We start from the raw sequence: 16186 nt of genomic DNA on the forward strand, positions 1-16186 counted from the left end.
AAAATGAAGGCTTTTTTTCAAAACCTCAGGATTACAGATCAAAAAATAATCATCCATACCAATTCAGGAAAATCAATACCCATAATGGAAAACAAAGAAAATATAAAATCAAACTTGCAAAGAATTACTGCGAGTATATTGGCTGTCATAATCTTTGGGCAAAGCGCACTTGCCTATAATTTTAGTACTGCCAAAACGGTATCTTTTAATACAGCATCGGGAGCAAATACTCAAAATAACACACAGAAGCATGCGGCAGTATTGCCAAATTTGAAAGCAACGGATAGTAACAGCAAGAAAAAAACGACCGAAAACCTGCCTGATGAAAACAAACAACTTGTAATTCCTGCAGCCGAAAACGGAGGAGTAATTGGAGTATATGCCGGTAAACTTCTGGATAATCCTGCAGATAATGTATTCCATTTTTCACTTAAGGAAAAACTTAACTCAGGAGATCGTGTTAAACTTGTTTACGAACTGCAGGGTATTTCAGATTATCATGGTGCAGCAATCAGTATCAACGACGAATTTTCAAGAGGAGGTAACTGGGTGCAGAAAAGTGACCAGTGGAGCACGCAGGAACAATATATTAATACAGCAAGCCTGCAGCAGGGAAATAACACTCTTTTATTTTCATTACCCGAAAATGCAGCCTATGGTTATCAGGTTCGTAACCTTGCTTTGGTAATCGAAAAAGGGAAATCAAAATCATTGCAATTAGACAATCTTACTGCTTTAAGTTATAATGGACAAGGATATATAAGTGGTTTTGTAGATGGATTAACAGCAGACAGCAAGATTAGTATTGAAGGAAAAGAAATTCCCCATCAAAACGGATTTTTTGAGTATGTCATGCCAGCGCAAAATGATTCAAAAGCAACTGTAAACATTACTGCAGCCGGACAAACTTTACATCAAAATATTGTAATGAAACCGGTTTCGGTAACACATAAGGAACCTTTATTGAATGTTCTTTCAGGAAGTTCAAAAACATTTATAAAAGGACAAAAAATGACATTGTCTATTGGTGCTGCAAGTATTGAAGTTGATAATACTGCTTTACTAGAAAATAAAACATTAAGCATTACCCCTTTACGCTCCATTGATTTGCCGGCATTAGATCCTTTAATGACCAATTTAACAAATGGCAGAGGATATCGTTTTTTACCACATGGAGAACATTTTGCTGATGGAGCGGTGGTAAAATTAGGATACAACAAAGAATTACTTCCTCCAGGTTATACGGAAGAAGACATTCGTACTTTCTTTTTTGATAAAAACACAGGACATTGGGAAGCATTGGAGCGTGATAGTTTAGATGTTACAAATCAAATCATCATCTCAAAGACAACTCATTTTACCGATATGATCAACGGTGTTATCAAAACACCTGAATCTCCGGACACGCAAGGTTTTGCAGCAACCATGATGAACGACATCAAGGCAGCAGATCCTACAGCAGCAATACAAACCATACTGCCGCCAAGCGCAAACCAACAGGGATCTGCCAATTTAAGTTATGCTATCGAAGTGCCGCCAGCACGAAACGGAATGCAGCCCAGCATCAATGTAACTTATAATAGTGATGGAGGTAGTGGCTGGCTTGGTGAAGGCTGGGACATAGAAATACCTAAAATTACGGTAGATACCCGCTGGGGAGTACCGCGTTTTAGCCCTACAGAAGAAACAGAAACGTACAGCCTTAACGGCGTAATGCTAGTGCAAATGGACAACCAAAATGCAACAGTAGCGCATCGTGGTGATAAAATAGCCCGTAAAAGCGGTGAAGTACAATTTTATCCTAGAACGGAAAGTAATTTTAGTAAAATTATAAGGAAAGGAAATGGTACCAGTGATTACAGCTGGTATGTAACAGATAAAAGCGGTACTGTTTATATTTACAGAGAAGCAATTAAAGGGCAGAATGGAAATATTGCAGAATGGTATCTGGGCCAAGTGACAAATACGCACGGTGATTACATGGCATATGTTTATAGTGCAGGAAATGAAACCGTTGGTAAAGTTTTCGCAGGCTCTAAAACTTTACTTTACATAGATTATGGCCGCATTAATACAACTTTATTCTCTCGTCTTCTCTTTACAAGCGGTGCTGTTAAAACAGTAAAAACCAATAGCGGACGTTATGGGTTTTTAACTTCGCAGCAAAGATTACTGACTAATATTAAAGTAATAAATTTGGGTTATAATACTGTACGAAGTTATTCCTTTATATATAAAAAAGACGACGGGGCATTCAAGAAAACCCTTTTAGAAAAAATAGTACAAAATGATGCCAGCGGTGCCAAATTTAACGAACATGTTTTTGAATATTATGATGATGTAAAGGCAGCTGAAGGTTATGTGCCTTTTAAAAATGATACCGAAAACTGGAGTACCGGAAGCGATAAAATAACCGGTAATGGTGTTATTACTAAAACAGATATTACAAGAGATGGTGTTAGTTTCAATGACAAAATATCAGCATTAGGAGGTGGAGTTTCTACCTCTGAAGGATTCTCATTGTTTGTAGGAGTAGGCCTTGATGACAAAGTTTATGCTTCTGCAAGTAATACTATTGGGGCTAACTTTTCATTTTCACCTTCACAATCAAAGGGACTATTGGCCTTGGTGGATATTAATGGCGATGGTCTTGCTGATAAAGTTTTTAATGAATCAGGACATATTTATTACCGCCCGAATATGGGTAATAATACTTTTGGAGATCGATTAGAGGTTCATGGAATCTCAACTATTTCATTTTCTAAATCAACAGCAACAAGTTATGGAGTAGTAGCAAAAATTGGAATTGGATTTACAGTAGCTACAGTAGGAACAAGTTATGAAAATAGTAAGTCTATTAATAGTGCTTATTTTCAGGACGTTAATAATGATGGGCTAGTCGATTTGGTTCGTGACGGGGTGGTATACTTCAACCATATTGTCAATCTTAACGGTAATGCAATACCAACCTTTACTACTTCAAGCTCAGATACAGCCAGCCCTATAATGGGAGGCGGAACTATAGATACCAGTGTAACAGCGGTAGATCCGGCAGAACAAGCAGAGGCAATTGCCAATTCTCCTTTACACGATGTAGTAAGGGTATGGGAAGCACCTTTTGCAGGAACAATAAAAATAGAAAGTACAGCGACGCTTATTGCGCCAACAGGCAATTATGATGAAGCCGAATATGCTTTGGCAGATGGTGTATTTGTTGGGATCCAAAAAGGATCAACACAAATTGTAACACAGCAGCCACTAACAAAAACTTCACCTTCAGCAAATCTTTCAGCGGTTTCACAGACTGTAACTAAAGGTGAAAAAATATATTTCAGGGTACAGTCCGGACGTACAGATTTGGCCAATGGTGCTTTTGATCAGGTCGACTGGAACCCGGTTATTACTTATACCGATGTCGCCAGAACCAATTTGCCTACAAATCCAGACGGGCAGCAGCGTTTTAGCTATAGAGCAACAGAAGGTTTTATAGTAGATAATAATACGTCTAACATAGTAATCCAGAAAGTAAATGAGCCGGGCGCAGTACAGGTAACGGGGACATTTACAAAACCCATTACTAGTGACGCCGTTACGGTTAGCCTCTTAGGAAAAAACAGTTCAGGTATATTTAATACACTTTGGTGCAAAACCTATGCCGCTACAGAAACTGCTAATGGCGTATTAACAGCAAAAACGGTGCTGCCTGCCCTTACAGAAGAGTATCAGGAAGTAAAAATTACCATAACCAGTGATACGAATGTCGCTTGGGACAAAATAAGCTGGGATGCAAAACTAACGCATTGTCCTTTAGGGCAATATAGTGCGATAACTCCGGTGCCTTCAGATGTTAATTGTACAGGAGTAAATTCTGCCAATATAACCGGAACATCAGATTATGAAACAGTACCTTTTAAAGACTACGGCCTTTTTGGCACTCACTTAATAGAAGGACAATTGTACACAGCAGCAGCTGCAGGAACACTTACTTTGACACCGGCATTAACAGCAGTCAATACTAACGGAATTGCTTATAAAGTAACCTTATCTGCGAAAACAAGTACAGGAGTTTTATTAGGCAAGAAAAACTACACTATGCTAAATGGCGCACTTACAGCTGCAACACCATTAGCAGTAACCGCAGCGGCAGGTGACAAAATCTGGATAGAATATACCGTATCTGATCGCACAGCTTTAGGAAATAGCGCAACAGCTGTAACGAAAGTAACTGTAAACGGAACTTCAATTACAGCAGCAGTATTTGCTCCGGTTTTATCTGATACCGAGAAATTTGGACCTATGCAACGCCATTGGGGACAATTTATATACAATGCGATGGATGGGCGTTACAACCAGCCTATAAACGAAAGTAAACTCGTATTGCCGGATTCTGACAAAGCAGAAACAGACCCTCGAAAAATGATTTTCACTATTATGACTCCAGATGTAACAACTAAAAAATATTGGTCGGGAGCAGATAATTTAACTTATATTAATGGGGCAATAGTATCAAGTTCACGTTTGGGGGAAGATAATATAGTATTGACAAATCCATTAGAAGGCCTGGCTGTCGGAAATCTAAATACAAACAATCAATATTGTACAGAGGGTTCAACGGCATTTGGAATTAATAAAATAACAAAAGCAAAAAGTGAAGCACGACAAATCGGGGCCGGTGCTTTTACAGTGAGTGAAGCAGATGGAAACTCTGAAGTCTTATCAGACTACCAGGACATGAACGGTGATGGTTTTCCGGATATTATTACCAAAGCAAATATCCAGATGACAAATAGTAAAGGTGGTTTTGACGGAGAAAATATAGCTATTAGTGGATTACACAGCAGTAGTTCTCAGTCTTATAGTATATCAGCAGGAGGTGGAGCAATGCATGCATCTTCAATAGCAACTGCACAAGGAGTTTATAATAAAGCGGCAAAAGCTCTTGCCGGGGAAAATAAAGGAGGGTCATGTGAAGCGGTAGAAAAAGCAGAAAAGACAGTTGCTAATGCAAAAGCCGCTTTAGATAAGGCCAAAGAGGAATCGTCTGCAGTTACCGTAAACGGTGGAATAAGTTATAATAAAGAAGAAACAGTTCAATCCTGGACGGATCTTAATGGTGATGGATTGCCTGATAAGATACTAAGTAACAAAAAAGTACAGCTTAATTTAGGATATGGTTTCACAGAACCAATAGATTATGGACTGGAAGATATTACAAAAGGAGAATCTATATTTCCTAGTATAGGAATGGGAGTAGATTTGGGATCTTCATCGATCAGTGCAGGTTATGGAATTACCAAAACGATTACATGGACTGATTTTAGTTTGCAGGATGTAAATGGTGATGGACTGGTAGATCAGGTGTTTAAGAATAATTTAGTTCGTTTGAATTTAGGAGATCGTTACAGCGCGCCAATGTCATGGAATGGTTTAGGAGTTTTGGGACAGGTTTCTTCAACTGGAGAGTCCCTTAATACAGCGTTTACTGCTGTAGTACCAATACCTATTGTTCAAATTAAAATAGCAGTTAATCCAGGAGTAAGTGCAGGAATTTCAAGCAACCGTGTAGAAACAATGTTGCAAGACATCGACGGTGACGGTTTTCCTGATTATCTGACCTCTACGACAGATGATGCAATGGGCGTAAAACGCTCTACCATTGCGCGCACCAATAAGTTAAAATCAGTTCACACGCCGCTTGGAGGTGAGTTTATTGTAGACTATAGTCGAAGTACCCCAACATACGACCACCCGGGAGGGAAATGGGTAATGCAAAGTGTACTTGTAAAAGACGGAATCGCCAACGATGGTCCTGATATGAAAACACAATTTGCGTATGCTAAAGGGAAATACGAACGTCACGAAAGAAGTTTTCTTGGTTTTGGAGAAGTAAAAACCCAAAGTATCGATACAGAGAATGGCGATAAAGTATACAGAACACTAACACAAAATTACGATGTGTCTGATTATTATAATGCCGGGCATTTATTAAGTTCAGTTTTAGAAAGTAACGAGGGTGTAAACAGTACTTCAAATTCAGGAGTAAAATATAACCAAAGTAGTCAGGATTATTATACATATGGAGTAAAAGCAACAGGCGATAAATATGATTTTACTCCAACAGCTAAAATATGTTCAGACAGGGGTGTGAGTTTTAATCCAGTTAAAAATACGACTTCTTTTGCCTATGAAGGAGGGACAACACCACTTAAATTAAGTGAAATAAATAACGAGTACTATGTAGGGTCAGGTGATTTTGGTGATTTGAAGAGTTACAGTTATAAAGACAACAGCACCGGAAATTATAAAACCGAGATTGGTTATGCTAATAATTTGACCAAGCATATTATAGGATTGCCAACGAGCAGCAAAGTTACGATGGGCAATCTGGCTGTACACGAGATAAAAGCCGTTTACGACATGAATTATGACAATCATTTAACGCAGGTAAGCCAGAAGCTCAATGATAGCCAATGGGCTGTTACCGACATACAATATGATAAATACGGAAATATAACCCAAAAAACACTCCCGGAAAATTATAAGAAACAGCGTTTGGTTTATAAATACCGCTATGACAATATATATAATATGTATCTGGAAGAAATTGTAGATAATTTTGAATTTCGCACCTACTTCAGGAATTATGATATGCAATATGGGATCGCACTGGAAACAGAGGATTTTAACGGATATGTAATGAAAAAAGAAATAGACGAATTTGGACGTTTGACCAAAGTACAAGGACCAAAAGAAGCTGCAACAGGACAGCCATACACCATAATGATGGATTATTTTCCAACTACAATGGTCTCTAACGGAAATATCACCAGAACCGCTTATGCGAGAACGAAACATTTTGATGCTCAGCATCCAAATGATCCTATCGAAACCGTAACTTTTGTTGATGGATTAGGAAGGCCAATTCAGGTTAAGAAAGATGCTGCAATTACAAATAATACAACACCCGATCAACAAAGTGATGTAATGGTGGTTTCAGGCCGTGCGAAGTTTGATGCTTTTGGCCGTGCCAAAGAAGCCTACTACCCACAGACAGCACCTTTGGGCGATTGGAATAAATTTATGGATAGTTATGATTCGACTGCGCCGACCAAAACGACGTATGATATTTTGGACAGACCAATTACAACGACTTTGCCCGATGGTGCAGCAACTAAAATGGCTTATACTATAGAAAGTAATTTACTTAAAACAGAAGTTACAGATGCATTAAACAATACCAATGCAAGTTTTGCCAACGGTTCAGGACTGACCATGAAAACTCTTGATGCCAACAATGTGGCTACACAGTTTGGTTATGACGGAATAGGAAGAAATATTACCGTGACAGATGCGCAGGGACAACAAACAGTAAGCACTTATGATTTAGCCGACAGACGTATACAAGTTATTCAGCCAGACGCCGGAAAAAGTACTTTTAAATTTGATCCTTTAGGGAATTTACTCGAAAGACAAACCGCGAATCTGGAAGCTAAAAGCAAAAAGATTACGTATGAATATGATTTCAACCGATTGACGAATATTAATTATCCGGAGCATCCTGAAAATAATGTACGGTATGTTTTTGGGTCTAAAAACGAGAGCCAGAACCGTAGAGGAAAGCTAATTTTGATGGAAGACGTTACAGGCGCACAAGAATTCTCATACGGTGTAATGGGCGAGATTGAAAGTATTCGTAGAACCGTAATTGTGCCTAATCAAGCCATTGCAACCTATGTTACAAGCTGGAAATATGACAGTTGGAACCGTTTGCAGGAAATGATTTATCCCGATCAGGAGAAAATTAGTTATACCTACAATTCAGGAGGATTATTGCAGGCAGTGGCAGGCAAAAAAGCATATAGTTACAATTATGTAAACAAGATAGGCTATGATAAGTTTGAACAAAGAAGTTATTTAAAATACTGTAACGGAACAGAGACCAAATACAATTACGAGCCTCTGAGAAGAAGATTGGATAATATGACCGTAGCTTCAGGAACAGGATATCAAGGTACCAATACGCCAAGAATGTTCATGAACAATAAATACCAGTACGACAAAGTAAGTAATGTACTGAATGTGACCAATAGCGCTGCAGGTGTAACAGCCAAAATGGGCGGTATGATGGCGCACAATTACAGTTACGATAATTTGTACCAGTTAACCGGTGCGAGTGGAGTGTACACAGGATCTGACCAAAAAACGGCCAATTACAACCTGACAATGAAATATGATGATCTGCACAATATTGTGAGCAAAACACAAAACGTAGCGCAGAACAAAGTAAGTGATCCGGGAGCTTTGAAAGCAGGTTATGTAATGAATTACAATTATAACAGTAATAACAAACACCAGCTCGATAATGTAACCGAAACAGAATACAGAACTAAAAATACAGACCCGAAAGTCGACAAGCAAAAAAACAACAAGTATGTTTATGATGCTAACGGAAACATGATTTACGTGAATACCGAAGAAGTAAAAGTTGACGGAAAAATAGCTGAAAAAGCATTTGAGAAAAAAATGCTTTGGGATGAAGAAAATCGTTTGGGAGCAGTAAGTATAAACGGTTATGTTTCATCTTACAGTTATGATGCGGGCGGAGAACGTATAACGAAAATGTCCGGAGGCGGACAAGGTATTTTTGTGAACTCTGTTTTCTCTGGAGGAAAAACTTCTACGAGTGATTTTTCACTGTATGTAAATCCTTATTTGGTAGCTCAGAATGGCGGAAGATACACCAAACATATTTATATAGGCTCACAGCGTATTGTAAGTAAGATTGGAGATTTCGACAGTTATGGTGCAGACCCTCGAAGAGTTGAAAAAGCAGGGGAATCATTCTCTGGTGTAAAAGTAGATTATGATACTAAATACAAAAAATCGTTAGAAACAGTTAAAGCAAATTATGCTTCGCTTGACGTTCCTTACTATGGTTTGGATAATAATGATTATGTAAACGGACTTGGATTTTGTTGTAATCCTTCCGGAGGAACCGCTTCGGGTGGTTCTTCAACAGGAAAAATGACAGCCAAAAATGATAATGCCGAACTGCAGCAATTTTACTATCACCCTGATCATTTGGGAAGTTCTTCGTATATTAGCAACTTAGATGGAGAGGTTGTTCAGCATGTAGAGTACGTACCTTTCGGGGAAGTTTTCTTGGAAGAGAAGAATGCTAAGTGGAATACGCCGTATTTATTTACGAGCAAAGAACTTGACAGAGAGACGGGAATGTATTATTTTGGTGCTAGATATCAGGATCCGAAACTTGGGATTTTTATATCGGTTGACCCGTTGGCGGAGAAATTTAAAGGTTGGTCTTCATATGCTTACGCTCTTAATAATCCTTTGAAATTTATCGATCCTACGGGAATGAGTGCAGAGGAAAATAAATGGCATCCTAACAAGAGTGGACTTTTAGTTAAGGATAAAGGAGATAATGCAGAAACGCTTAGGACATATGTGAATAAAAACTACGAAAATGCAGATTTAAGTAAGAAAGGTGCTGAGAAATTATATTCAACTATGAAAGATAATAAAGTAGATCTTGACAAGTTAAATCCAGAAACTTTAAATAAAAATTTATTTGGATATAATTATCCCGGAGCTAATAATCCTAAGAAATACAATGGAAAATCTGATTATTCAGTAAAACCTACCGAAATAGAAATTCCTGCTTTTAATCACGACAAAGACTATGATAAAATAGGAGCTGTTGGTGGAGGGGGGCTCTTTGTAGATTTAGCAACAACTACTGCTGATAATACATTCGTAAAAAGTATGGATAAATTGGTAGATAAATATAGTAAGGCTGGAGAATATAAATTAATGAGTAAAGCCATTATTTTAAGAGATGGATTAAATGCCGCTTCATCTTTTAAACAAAGTTGGTCTAATATTAGACAATCTTTGGTAGTTCCTGCATCTCTAACTAATCCATCATTTTAAATGAGAAATAAAAACTTATGTAAAGCACTAATAATAAGCTTTTTTTACGTACTATTGGGAACTATCGCTGTTATGGTAAGTTTTCCTGATTATTCAATAATGGGTTTTGACTATAATAATCCTTTGTGGTTACCTCTAGTAATATTAACTATTCCAGTAAATATTCTATTATTTGGCTTAGTAATGGTTGATATTTCCTTTATAGCTATCTTTATCCTACAATCAATAGTGTTTTTAATAACTTGGCTAGTAGTTTTTAAACTTCTAAATTTTATGAATAAGAGAAAGTACCCGAAAAGATCCTGACCACAGCTCCCGCACGAATCCTTTCGTGTGGTTCAAAGAGCATCGACAAAGAATAAAAGAATTAAACCTCGCCAATTGGCGAGGTTTTTTTATGTTTTAGAAATTCCAAACACAAACGAGATCGGCGTTTTTTTTAGAATAATGCCACCGCAGAAAGTTGTAATTGAAATGTTAAATTCCTGGCATTATTTTAAAAAAAATGCTTAGCCTTGTGGCGATTGAACAAAATAAAAAACAAATCGTAGTGCGCAAGGGCAGAAGCGTTGGGGGTTTGCTAAAGGTCTTAAGGAAACGAGCTATTTTACATAATGAGTTTATAGTGCAGCGCGGGAGCGGTAGCACTATAATGACTTATTATGTAACATAGCTTTGAGGATAGGGCTAAAGTTGCAGTTTAGGATATTTTGTAAAATGATAGTGACTGATAAAAGATAAATTATAATATGTATAAAAAAGAGGGAATGTTGAGGTTATAAACTTTGTTTTTTGAAAGTCATTTTAAGAATAAATATATAAAATCTGAAATAGCCCTTATTTGTTACTTTTTAAGTATCATCATTTTTGAATGAATAATAGATAACCGACGTTAAAAAGATAAAATAAAATTTTTCAAAAAAATGTTTTTTATAAGCGAAACAACTAACGTTACATCGATTTCGTAAATATCACAATAAAGTTTAAAAAGTTAAAACCTAAATATAGAAAGAACTTCGAGTGATTTTAAATTCAATTTATGCTTTTAAGTTATTTAAAATATTTATTTTTGCTCTTCAGAAAATTCAACATACAATATAAATATGAGAACAATACAATTTAGAGAGGCCATTTGTGAAGCGATGAGCGAAGAAATGCGTCACGATGAATCCATATATTTAATGGGCGAAGAAGTTGCAGAATATAACGGAGCATATAAAGCTTCAAAAGGAATGCTTGCTGAGTTTGGCGAAAAAAGAGTAATCGATACTCCAATTGCTGAGCTTGGTTTTACAGGAATTGCAGTAGGATCAGCGATGAACGGTTGTCGTCCTATTGTTGAATATATGACTTTCAACTTCTGTTTAGTAGGTATTGATCAAATTATAAATAACGCTGCTAAAATGCGTCAAATGACAGGGGGACAATTTAATGTGCCAATCGTTTTCCGCGGGCCAACTGCTTCTGCAGGTCAATTAGGAGCAACACACTCTCAGGCTTTAGAGAACTGGTTTGCTAACACTCCGGGACTTAAAGTTGTTGTACCTTCAACTCCTTATGATGCAAAAGGACTTTTAAAATCTGCAATTCGTGATAATGATCCTGTAATTTTTATGGAATCTGAGCAAATGTATGGTGATAAAGGTGAAGTGCCAGACGGGGAATATACAATTCCATTGGGAGTTGCTGATATTAAACGTGAAGGAAAAGACGTTACTATCGTTTCTTTCGGAAAAATCATAAAAGAAGCTTTTATCGCTGCCGATGAATTAGCTAAAGAAGGTATTTCATGCGAAATAATCGATTTAAGAACTGTTCGTCCAATGGATAAAGATGCTATTCTTAAATCTGTTAAAAAAACAAATCGTTTAGTAATTTTAGAAGAAGCCTGGCCGTTCGCAAGTATTTCATCTGAAATTACGTATATCGTTCAAGAGCAAGCTTTTGACTTCCTTGATGCGCCAATTCAACGTATTACAACTGCAGATACTCCTGCACCTTATTCTCCAGTATTATTAAAAGACTGGTTGCCAAATGCAGGTGATGTAGTAAAAGCAGTTAAAAAAGTGTTATACAAATAATACAAATTTAAAATACTCGCAAAACTTCATCATTCATAGTTAATTGATGAAGTTTTTTTTTGTCCAGACAATGAAAAGAATAATTTTACTTAGTCTATTTTTGGTATTCGCATTTGCGAATATTGCTACTGCACAAACGAAAGTGAGTGGAATTGTTTTGGATAAATCAAATCAGCCCATTCCGTTTGCAAATGTTGTTTTTAAGGGATCAAATACCGGAATAGTTTCTAATGAAGATGGGCGTTTTTATCTTGAATCGCCAAATACTTATACGGCTTTACTAGTTACATCTGCAGGATTTTCAGATAAAGAAGTTCCATTAGATAAAGCTGTAAATTATGATTTTAAAATTGTTTTAGGGGAAGCCGAGGCGCTTAATGAAGTTGTAATTTTTACCGGGAAAACATCTAAAAAGAACAATCCGGCATTAGATATTTTGAGAAAAATCTGGGAAAGAAAGCGTAAAAACGGTTTATATCTTTTCAACCAATATCAAATGCAAAAGTACGAGAAAGTCGAGTTCGACATGAACACGATCGATAGTGCTTTTATGAAAAACAAACTTTTTAAAGGAATGGAGTTTGTATTTGATCATGTTGATACATCAGATGTTACCGGAAAAACTTATTTGCCTATTTTCATCAATGAATCGGTTTACGACGTTTATGGCGATAACAAATTAAAGAAAGTAAAAGAGAATATTACAGGGAATAAAATGTCTGGTTTCAATGGAAATCAGCAGATTTTGTCATTTGTAAAAGATCTTTATTCAGATTATAATATCTACGACAATCACCTTACCTTTTTTGACAAAAGTTTTACAAGTCCGCTTTCAAAAACCGGAATTGACGTCTATAATTATGTTTTAAAAGACAGTGCATTTATTGACAAAAAATGGTGTTATAATATTGTTTTTTATCCAAGGCGTAAAAACGAATTAACCTTTAAAGGAGATTTTTGGGTAAACGATTCTACTTTTGCCATCAAAAAAATTAATATGGGTGTTACTAAAAGCGCCAATATTAACTGGGTAAAAGATATTTATATCGAACAGGAATTTGAGGTAGAAAATGATTCTGTTTTTCTATTGACGCGCGATTACATGATGTCTGATTTTGCTTTAAATAAAAAAGAAAAATCAAAAGGTGTTTATGGAAAACGTACCACATTATTCCGAAATCATAAGTTCAATATTCCAAAGCCGGAGAAATTTTATAAAGAAGAAGTCAATTTTATAGACAATGCTGTTTATGACAGACCACCTGAATTCTGGGAAGAAAATCGTTTTGAAAAATTAAATAAAGACGAAGCCGGAATTTATAAAATGCTTGACACGTTGCAAACCGTTAAGCGATTTAAACAATTATATAGTCTTGTTTCGATTTTAGGAAGTGGCTATGTCGAGTTTAAAAACTTTGATTTCGGACCTATATTCTCCACTTTTGGCTACAACGAAGTCGAAGGTTTACGATTAAGAGTAGGAGGTCGAACGTATTTTGGACCAAATGATCCATGGCGTATACAAGCTTATACAGCTTATGGTTTTGATGATAGTAAATTCAAATACGGAGTTTCAGGGAAATGGATGGTAGATAAACAAAAAAGAGTCATCATTTCGGGCGGAAACAGGCGTGATATTGAACAAATTGGAGCCAGTTTAACCACAACAAACGATATTTTAGGCCGAAGTTTTGCTTCTTCAGCCTTGTTTACAACTGGAAGCAACGGAAAATTAACCAATATTAATTTGAGTAATATTTCGGTTGAAATGGAACCAATGAAAAACTTTGTTGTTCAGGCTGGACTTTCATATCGTACTTTAGAATCAGCTTCACCAACTTTTAGTTTAAATTATTATAGTACATTGCCCACAGCAGAGAATCCTGCAGGAGTTGTACAAAGTGCCGTAACGCAATCAGAAGCTAATATCCAGTTCGAATTTATGCCAAACCGTAAAACAATTGGTTTTGGGGTAGAAAGAGATCTTGTCGATAGTCCTTTTAGTCATTTCTTTGTAAACTTTAGTTATGGTTTAAAAGGAGTATTAAACAGTGATTTTGCTTACGAAAAAATACAAGTATTCTATAAACAGCCAATTATTATCGGGCCTTTGGGAAGATCAAATATTATTTTGGAAACAGGAAAAACTTTCGGAACAATTCCGCTAGGATTAATGAGTGTAATTCCCGGAAACCAGACTTATTTTACGATTGAAAATACCTTTAGTAACTTAAATTTCTACGAATTCATAACAGACCAATACACTACTTTGCAATGGAATCATGATTTTGGAGGAAGATTATTTGCAAGAATCCCTTTTATGAGAAAACTGAATTGGAGAGAGTTTGTTGGTGTAAAAGCAGTTCATGGAACTATTTCTGCGGCAAATAGAGCAATAAATGCTTCAGATCAGCCTTATAATGCACCAGAGAATGTATACTGGGAGTATAATGCCGGAATTGGAAATATCTTTAAAGTTTTCAGAATCGATTTCTCCTGGAGAGGAAGTTATTTAAATACTCCGGATGCTAATAAATTTGCAGTAAAAGGATCTTTCGGATTCTATTTCTAATAATAATTTACCCTACAAAGACGCCAAGCCGCTAAGTTTTATTCTTGCAGTTTGGCGTTTTTGTCATTTTATTTAAAAATGCAATTGAATTATTTCACGCAGATTTTTTTGTTCGATTCAAATTAAAAATCTGCTTTTATCTGCTTAAATCTGCGTGCAAAAAAACTTCGCAACTTCGTGTCTTTGCGAGATTTTTTATTAATTTTAGAAGCTATTCCCGCTATCCGCTTGTATCTTTTCCTAGCTAAAGAAGCTAGAAAAAGGATACCGCTTCTATCGGGGCTAAAAACTCTTAGGTATGCAAGAAGCCATCGATTTTCTATCAACTAAAAATCCAATCTTTCAGGAAATTATAGAAAAGTATGGATTACCGCCCATTCCAAAACGCCCTCAAGGTTTTGAAACATTGGTATTGCTTATTCTTGAGCAACAAGTTTCTATAGATTCGGCGAAAGCCACATTCTTAAAGATCAAAGCGTATACAATTTGCAACCCGGAAACAATGTCGGTTTTGTCAGATGAAGAATTCAGAAGTCTTGGTGTAAGTCGTCAGAAAACAAAATATATTAAAATTCTGGCTGATGCAGTTTTAAGCAAAGAACTGGATATTGAAAGTTTGGCTACAAAGTCGGCGCAACAGGTTCGGGAAGAATTGATCAAATTAAAGGGAATTGGGAATTGGACTATCGATATTTATCTGATGTTTTGTTTACAAGAGCCTGATTTGATTCCGTTAGGCGATATTGCAGTCGTAAATACAATCAAAGAATTACTTGATATTCATGATAAACAAGAAATGGAAATTCATGCCCAACAATGGAAGCCATATCGATCTTATGCAACATATTTGTTATGGCATTATTACCTAAATAAGCGAAATAGGAAAATTACATATTAACTGTCTGTTATTTAAAAGAAAAGTAGGCAGATTAATGCAGTTTTTTATTGTAAAAAAGGATTGTTTAGTTACTTTTGCAATCGCAATTATAGAAATAATAAAAAACGAAAATGACCGCAGACAAACTAACAACGTTCGATGTATTAATCGAAATACCAAGAGGAAGCAGAAATAAATATGAGTACGATTTTGAAATCAAAAGAATGCGTTTCGACAGAATGTTATTCTCTTCAATGATGTACCCTGCTGATTACGGATTTATTCCTGAAACTTTAGCCCTTGATGGAGATCCTCTTGATGTATTGGTTTTAGTAAACGAACCAACTTTTCCAGGATGTGTTATGGAAGTAAAACCAATTGGTGTTTTCCACATGGCTGATGATAAAGGACCGGATGAAAAAATTATTTGTGTACCGGTTTCAGATCCAATCTGGAATTCTTTAAATGACCTTTCAGATATGAATCCACACTTAGTAAAAGAAATCGAGCATTTCTTCCAGGTGTACAAAGATCTTGAAAACAAAAAAGTAGATGTAGAAGGTTGGGGAGACGTAAACGAAGCTTTTGCAATTATTGCTGAGTGTACAAAACGTTTTAACGATATCGAAAACAAACCAGAGGGATTATTTAGTATTAAATAATTTTTACCCTGTTCTATTATAAAAAAAGCAATACTCCGTCAGG

5 protein-coding genes are annotated in these 16186 nt (G+C 36.2%); all 5 read left to right on the plus strand.

Features of this window, described 5'->3' with window-relative positions; translation table 11 throughout:
* The first annotated feature begins 3 nt into the window (after positions 1 to 3).
* The 5 genes from BUE22_RS09860 (at position 4) to BUE22_RS09890 (ending at position 16143) form a co-directional block, all read left to right on the plus strand.
* The gene (locus BUE22_RS09860) at positions 4 to 9951 is read left to right on the plus strand and encodes an RHS repeat-associated core domain-containing protein (RefSeq protein ID WP_073394888.1); all 9948 of its coding nucleotides are present in this window, start codon (positions 4 to 6) and stop codon (positions 9949 to 9951) included.
* A gap of 1103 nt (positions 9952 to 11054) precedes the next feature.
* Positions 11055 to 12032 carry a pyruvate dehydrogenase complex E1 component subunit beta gene (locus BUE22_RS09875; protein ID WP_042566137.1) on the plus strand — a complete coding sequence of 326 codons (978 nt, stop codon included), beginning with the start codon at positions 11055 to 11057 and terminating at the stop codon, positions 12030 to 12032.
* A gap of 70 nt (positions 12033 to 12102) precedes the next feature.
* The gene (locus BUE22_RS09880) at positions 12103 to 14604 is read left to right on the plus strand and encodes a DUF5686 and carboxypeptidase-like regulatory domain-containing protein (RefSeq protein ID WP_073394891.1); all 2502 of its coding nucleotides are present in this window, start codon (positions 12103 to 12105) and stop codon (positions 14602 to 14604) included.
* A gap of 298 nt (positions 14605 to 14902) precedes the next feature.
* Positions 14903 to 15502, plus strand: coding sequence for a DNA-3-methyladenine glycosylase family protein (locus BUE22_RS09885; RefSeq protein WP_042566139.1), 600 nt, complete (start codon positions 14903 to 14905; stop codon positions 15500 to 15502).
* A gap of 110 nt (positions 15503 to 15612) precedes the next feature.
* Positions 15613 to 16143, plus strand: coding sequence for an inorganic diphosphatase (locus BUE22_RS09890; protein WP_042566140.1), 531 nt, complete (start codon positions 15613 to 15615; stop codon positions 16141 to 16143).
* Positions 16144 to 16186 lie beyond the last annotated feature (43 nt).

The organism is Flavobacterium pectinovorum (assembly GCF_900142715.1).
Lineage (GTDB): Bacteria > Bacteroidota > Bacteroidia > Flavobacteriales > Flavobacteriaceae > Flavobacterium > Flavobacterium pectinovorum.

Excerpts from the sequence above, each read along its gene's own strand:
- BUE22_RS09860 (WP_073394888.1), top strand. The coding sequence starts at position 4 with ATGAAGGCTTTTTTTCAAAACCTCAGGATTACAGATCAAAAAATAATC.
- BUE22_RS09875 (WP_042566137.1), top strand. The coding sequence starts at position 11,055 with ATGAGAACAATACAATTTAGAGAGGCCATTTGTGAAGCGATGAGCGAA.
- BUE22_RS09880 (WP_073394891.1), top strand. The coding sequence starts at position 12,103 with ATGAAAAGAATAATTTTACTTAGTCTATTTTTGGTATTCGCATTTGCG.
- BUE22_RS09885 (WP_042566139.1), top strand. The coding sequence starts at position 14,903 with ATGCAAGAAGCCATCGATTTTCTATCAACTAAAAATCCAATCTTTCAG.
- BUE22_RS09890 (WP_042566140.1), top strand. The coding sequence starts at position 15,613 with ATGACCGCAGACAAACTAACAACGTTCGATGTATTAATCGAAATACCA.